General features: G+C 63.2%; 3 protein-coding genes. 1 reads left to right on the top strand and 2 read right to left on the bottom strand.

The genetic code is table 11. The features are described from left to right. Both JSE7799_RS04660 and JSE7799_RS21250 read right to left on the bottom strand, forming a co-directional pair. Positions 1 to 501: IS6 family transposase (locus JSE7799_RS04660; protein ID WP_055662575.1), on the bottom strand; the 501-nt coding region annotated here is incomplete at its 3' end. Between the two features lie 135 nt (positions 502 to 636). Next, complete coding sequence (locus JSE7799_RS21250; protein WP_222101705.1) at positions 637 to 5,121, bottom strand: PA14 domain-containing protein; 4,485 nt, start codon at positions 5,119 to 5,121, stop codon at positions 637 to 639. 297 nt (positions 5,122 to 5,418) lie between these two features. Between JSE7799_RS21250 and JSE7799_RS04670 the strand changes: the two genes are divergently transcribed. Beyond that, positions 5,419 to 6,007, top strand: a 589-nt coding sequence (locus JSE7799_RS04670; RefSeq protein WP_144431558.1) for a transposase, incomplete at its 3' end; no start/stop codon positions are given.

Below are 6,007 nucleotides of genomic sequence, written 5' to 3' on the forward strand. Positions count from 1 at the left end.
TGCCGCGTTGTTGATCCCCTTGTGGCGACGGTGCTCTACGCCGGGTGCGAGTTTCGCCTTGGCTGCCGCATAGGATCCGAGCTTGTCGGTCACCATCACCCGCGGCAGGCCCCATCTCTTGAAGAGCTTGCGCATGAACTGCTTCGCGGCCGCGGTGTCGCGGCATGACTGCACGAGGATGTCCAAGACGTCGCCTTTCGCGTCGATTGCCCGCCACAACCAATGCTTTGTGCCGTTGATCTTGAGTACGACCTCGTCGAGATGCCACTTGTCGGCTGGCCAGGGCCGATCGCGTCGGATCTTCGCGGCGAACTGCGTCCCGAACTTCGCGACCCACACCCGTATCGTCTCATAGGAAACGGCGACGCCCCGCTCGGCCAGAAGGTCTTCGACATCTCGCAGGCTCAGGGCGAAACGGTGGTACGCCCAGACGGCGTATCCGATGACGGTGCGCGGAAAGCGGTACCCCTTGAGGCGGGAGAGATCGTCGAGGTTCAGCATCCAAGCGAGCTACCGGCCTTCCATGACGCCATCAACCTGACAGTGCCCAGGGGAGACACCCCTGCCGGTGCCGGATCCGCAGGAGCACGTCATCCTGAACCCTGCCCTCGCCCTTCATGATGTCAGATCCGCGGCTCACACGATCTCGAGGCCGTAGATCTGCCCCTGATCGACATAGCTGAGCCAAGACACGTCCTCGTCGATGTGCCAGGTCTCGCGATCGCCCGTCGTCTCCTCCTGAATGAAAAACTCGGCTCCGTCCGCGTCCATGCCGATCCCCCTGGAGAAGGCGGAATCGCCTCCGTTCAGGCTGGAGAGGCCATGGAGGAAGCCTTCGACTTCGGTCAGAGGCTCCTCGGACGCCGTGAAGTCGAAGTGATCCACGTCATCGTCAACGCCGGACACGGTGCCGAACCGGAAGTTTTTCGCATCGGCCGAGCCGCCATCGCCGGCATCGAAGGCGATCCAGCCGATATCTTCGGAGATCTCGACATCCGAAAGGGCGGACCGAAGGCCTTCGCCGACCTGAAGCCGGGCATGCCAGCCCTGGTCGTCTTCGCCGATGCGCGCGGTCGTCCAGAAAGGCGCGTCACCTGCCTGGTGCTGACCGAAGACCGCATCGGCCTCTTCGAGACCATGATCGAAGCGGACAACGCCGTCCTTCTCGATCGTCGAGACCTTCTCGAGTCCGGCAGAGATGCGCGTGCCATCGGAAAGCTCCCACTGACCGGCTTCGACGACGACGTAGTCGACGGTCTCGATCTTGTGCCAGTTGTCCATGTTCTCGGGCTCGTAGAGGCGCATGGTCATCGAGTCGCTGTCGGTTTCGTCGATCCGTACGACGGCTGGCTGGTTGCCGTTCATCGTCCGGATGGAGGCGAAGACGACCGGGTTCTCGTATTCGCCATCGAAATCGATCGTGATGGCGTTGTGGTTGAGATTGGCCCAGCCGAACTCCATGACCCCGCGCGGCTGCGGAACCTGCGGCTGCTCCGGTGCCTCCGGGACAGCCGGCTCCTGAGGCTCCGGCTGCGGCTGCTCCGGCGCTTCCGGCTCCTGAGGCTCCGGTTGTGCCGGCGCTTCCGGCGCTTCCGGCTCGGCCGGAACTTCAGCCGGAGCTTCGGGCACCTGCGGCTGCTCTTCGTTTTCACCGATCTGCATTTCCAGCATGGTGCTCACGAGAGCCTCGTAGCCAGTGCTGACGTCATCCTCGCGTCCGATTTCGACGAGCTGGATGGCGCCGTCGCCCTCGCGCAGGGTGAGCCACACGACATCGGCCTCGTAATCGACGACGATCTCGGCGTCCCGGGTGTTCAGGCCCAGAATGTCGATGCTGCTGAACGAACCGATCAGCTCGTCGACCGTGACCAGCCTGACCGATTCCACCAAGGCGACATCGGTCAGATCGAGTTCGAGTGCCGCACCGCCGAGGTCGACGCCGGACATGACGTCCGTCGCTTCGCCGAACGCGCCCGTCCGGAACTCGCCGATCGTGCCGACCTCGCCATCGCGCGCGGTGAACGAAAGCGTCCCGCGCTCCTGGAAGTCCAGGATCGCAGCGGCGCCGTCATTGCCGTCAAATCCCACTTTCGCGTTGTCGCCGACGATCTCGAGACGGCTTCCTTCGGCCACCGAGAAGGTGGCCCCGCCGGTCGCGAGAACGCTCTGTCCGTTCTGCGCAGTGAAATCGACCGGGCTGCGGAACGCGCCGGTATTCACGAAGCGTCCCCCGTCGACATCGACGTCGAGGGTCCCGTTTCCGGCGGCGCCGTTGGTCCAGAACTGGCCGGCGCGGGCGATGTCGAGCGTGTTGTCGGCGTCGGTGGTCAGCTGACCCTCAACGGTGAGACGGCCATGGGTCAGAGACAGGCCGCCGGCCTTGCCGAACTCGAGGTCGTTGACGACGGAGGTGCCTCCGTAGACCACCTTGTTGCCACCGAGGTCGACATTGTCGCCTGCGACGGTGCCCGGCAGGTCGCCGCTGTCCCAATTCATCCGGTTGTCCCATCGAACGCCGTCGCCGGTCTCGTCAGGGATGAACCGCAGGGTTTCGGCCGCATCGCGGCTGAGGTCCTCGACGCCGAAGCCGACCCGGAAGTACGAGAGCATGTCCTGAACGGCGGCTTTCTGCTCGGTCCCGTCAAGGCCGCGCAGGTGATCTGCGAGATCCTGGATCGTGGCCGTCTCCAGGCCGAGAAGTTCGGCCGTATAGCGCTGGATCGTCGTCTCGTTGAGCTGAGCCTGATCCAGGCCGTTGGTATTGGCGTTCTCGTTCCCCCAGCGCCAGATGATCGTGTCGTCGGCGTAGACACTGTCCTCACCCTTTCCGTGGTAAAGGGCGGACCAGCCCGAAACGGTGTCCGATGCGTCATCGGGATCGTTGGCATGCGCGACGATGTTGTCGACGAGCGTCGACATCAGGCCTTCGTTGCGAATGCCCCAGTCCAGCGCGCCGATCCTCGGGGCGTCGGCCCCGCGGGCTGCCGCCGAGGTGACGACGTTGCCGACCATCAGGGAGTAATTTCCGACCGGCCCTGCACCTTTGTAGTCTCCGCCGAGCGTGTTCCAGGCGATGTTGTTGTCGAGGAACATATTGTCCTCGAGGAACACCCCGCCCCGGAACTGCGCGCCGAAGGATGCGCCGCGCATGTCGACGGAATCACGGAAGGTGACGTCGTCCGTGCTCGCCTGGATGTAGACGTTGTGGCTGTACATGCTGGGCGGGTGTCCGCCTTCGATGGAGCCTTCCGCGTCGAAGTCGGGCGCGAAGCCGTTATGGTCGATAACCATTCCTTCCATCAGCAGACCGTCAACGCTGGAGGAGTAGAACCCGCTTGCACGGCTGGCATGCGGAGACCACTCCCCGCCGCTCGTGACATGCTCCGGTTCTTCGTCCCACACGTCCAGGACGCGGGAATTGCGAACGGTGATGCCGGACATGGTGCCGTTGAAGCCACTCATGTTCGTTTCACCGCCACTCAGGGTCACGTTGTCGAAAATCACATTCTCATGCTGACCGAGAACGAGAGCGCCGGCTTTGAAGTCCAGCCCCTGGACGACGATGTTCTTCACGTTGTTCTGATAGATTTTCGGGCTGCTCAACATGACCGGAGCGGAACCTTCACCCCAAGAGGTGACGTAAAGCGGGTTCAGCTCGGATTCCCCGCTGGTGCCGCGCGGAAGAAGACGGCCGGCATCGTATTCGTGTCCACGCTCGAGAAGCAGCCAGTTCGAATTCGCATCGCCGCGATCGTTGATCCGGTACCAGAGGCCCATGCCGGGCGAGGTCGCCAGAGCCATGTCTTCGGATGCGCCGTATTCCGAGTGATCGCGAAGCCACCAGCTGGTGACGCTGTCCTCGGAGATACCCTCGAGAGCCGCGATATCGGCCGTCGTCAGGCCATCACCGGAGATGTAAACTTTCCGGTGGTTTTCGCCGTGTTCGACGATGACGTTGTCGTTCTCGTCGGTGGCCAGCATGTAATGGCTGGCACCCGTTCCCCATCCGGACTGCTGAGGTCCTTCGGTCACGGTGATCGTCGCTTCCTGGGTCTCGATCGTCCCGTCCGTCCGCGTGATCGCATAGGTCGCCGACAGGTTCCCGACATAGTCGGAGTCCGTCATGACAAGTGCGAGGGAGCCATCGGGATTGACGGACAGGTGACCGTGATCGGGGCGCTCGAGGATCTCGACTGAGGCGATGTTGCCGCCGGTCGGCGAGAAGGTCGTCACACGCCCGGAATAGGCCTCCGCAACTTCGTTCGGGTCCAGAACAGGATGCTGAACCGGCTCCTCCACGACCGGCGCTTCGGCGACCGGATTCTCGGCCTCCTTTACGACAGGCTCTTCGGGAGCGGGCTGCTCGACGGCCGGCTCTTCGGTGGCCGGTGTCTCGGTGACCGGCGCCTCGACGCCGTCCCCGACCGGATCGCTTCCTGCGCCGGCGGGCTCCTGCGCCTCGCTGTGCCGCAGGGTTTCGACGCCCATCACGCCGCGGACGCCATCGGTGTCGGGACCTTGCCATTCCAGCCGCAGGGTCTGCGCGCCGGACGCTTCGAAATACAGCACGCCGAGGTCATGGAATCCCGCGTCCAGATCGAGCGTGACGCTTTCGGTGCGCGAAGGGTGAAGCCCGTCATTGCCGATCACGTCCTGACCGTCGATCGAAAGGCGGCTGCCGTCGTCGGACGTCAGGTGGAAGGTGTAGCTTCCAGCCTGCTGCACTTCGAAGCCGCCCGTGTAACGGGCTGCGAAGTTGCTTTCCGGGCCGTCGGCCCAGAACGGGTCGTAGCTCTTGTAGGTGTCGAGATCCGCAACAGTGCCGGTCGCATCGGGCGTGCGGTCGAAATCGATATTCGCAAGCGAGGACACGCGACCGTCGAGGGCGAAATACTCGGCGCGCAGACCTTCGTTGAAGTTGCCCGGAACAACGGCAGGCTCCTCAGTGGCCGGCTCTTCGGAAACCGGCGTCTCTGCCGCCGGCTCCTCGATCACCGGATCCACGGTCTCGTCGACGATCGGCGTATCGACGACGGGGGTTTCGGCTTCATCGACAACCGGGTCGGCTTCCTGGCCGGCCGGCTCCTGGGTTTCGACATGGCGCAGGGTTTCGGTTCCCATCACGCCGCGGACGCCGTCGGTCTCGGCTCCGCTCTGGAGAGCTTCAATGTGATGAAACTTATCTTCTGTCTGTCGTATTTCGGAAAGGTCAGTCTCAGTTTGATAGATCATCATAAATGCTTTCGCACATTGTCAGGATGCTTCAGCTCTATGGAAGATCAATGAAAAGAGTCTTGATCAGCCCCGAGAATGTCAGATCTTCTGGACACCTCTAACAGGCTGCTGAAAAAGGCCGGTCTCGACGCGGTTTCGAGAACATGATTCACCTTCGTCACTGCAGTGGCGGAGAGGGCGACGATGCGCGGGACGGACGAAGCGAGCGGATCGCTGTTCAGCTATGTGGATCTTGATGAGCGGGTCCCTTCGGGTCATCCGCTTCGCAAGATCCGGCAGATCGTGAACGACGCGCTGGCGAGCCTCGATGCCGAGTTCGACGCACTCTACACCGACTTCGGCCGCCCCTCCATCGCGCCGGAGCGCCTGATCCGGGCGAGCCTTCTCCAGATCCTGTTCTCGATCCGCTCGGAGCGGCAGATGATGGAGCAGATGGATTACAACCTGCTGTTCCGGTGGTTCGTCGGACTTGGCATCGACGACCCGGTATGGGTCCCCACGGTGTTCAGCAAGAACCGCGACCGGCTGCTGACCACCGAGATGTCGCGCAAGGTGATGGCGGCGATCCTGGCACATCCGGAGGTCCGACCGCTGCTCTCGAATGAACACTTCTCGGTGGACGGCACGCTGATCAAGGCGTGGGCGTCCATGAAGAGCTTCCAGCCGAAGGAAAGCGCACCGCCGGATCGCGACGACGATCCAGGCGATCCGCCGCCTCCGCCAGCTAAGGAGGCCGCCGCAGACACCGACCATCAGCTTCAGCAGACCGAGA

The organism is Jannaschia seosinensis (assembly GCF_001408515.1).
Lineage (GTDB): Bacteria > Pseudomonadota > Alphaproteobacteria > Rhodobacterales > Rhodobacteraceae > Jannaschia > Jannaschia seosinensis.

Bases quoted from the DNA above. Each gene is read 5' to 3' on its own strand.
- JSE7799_RS21250 (WP_222101705.1), bottom strand. From the start codon at position 5,121: ATGGGAACCGAAACCCTGCGCCATGTCGAAACCCAGGAGCCGGCCGGC.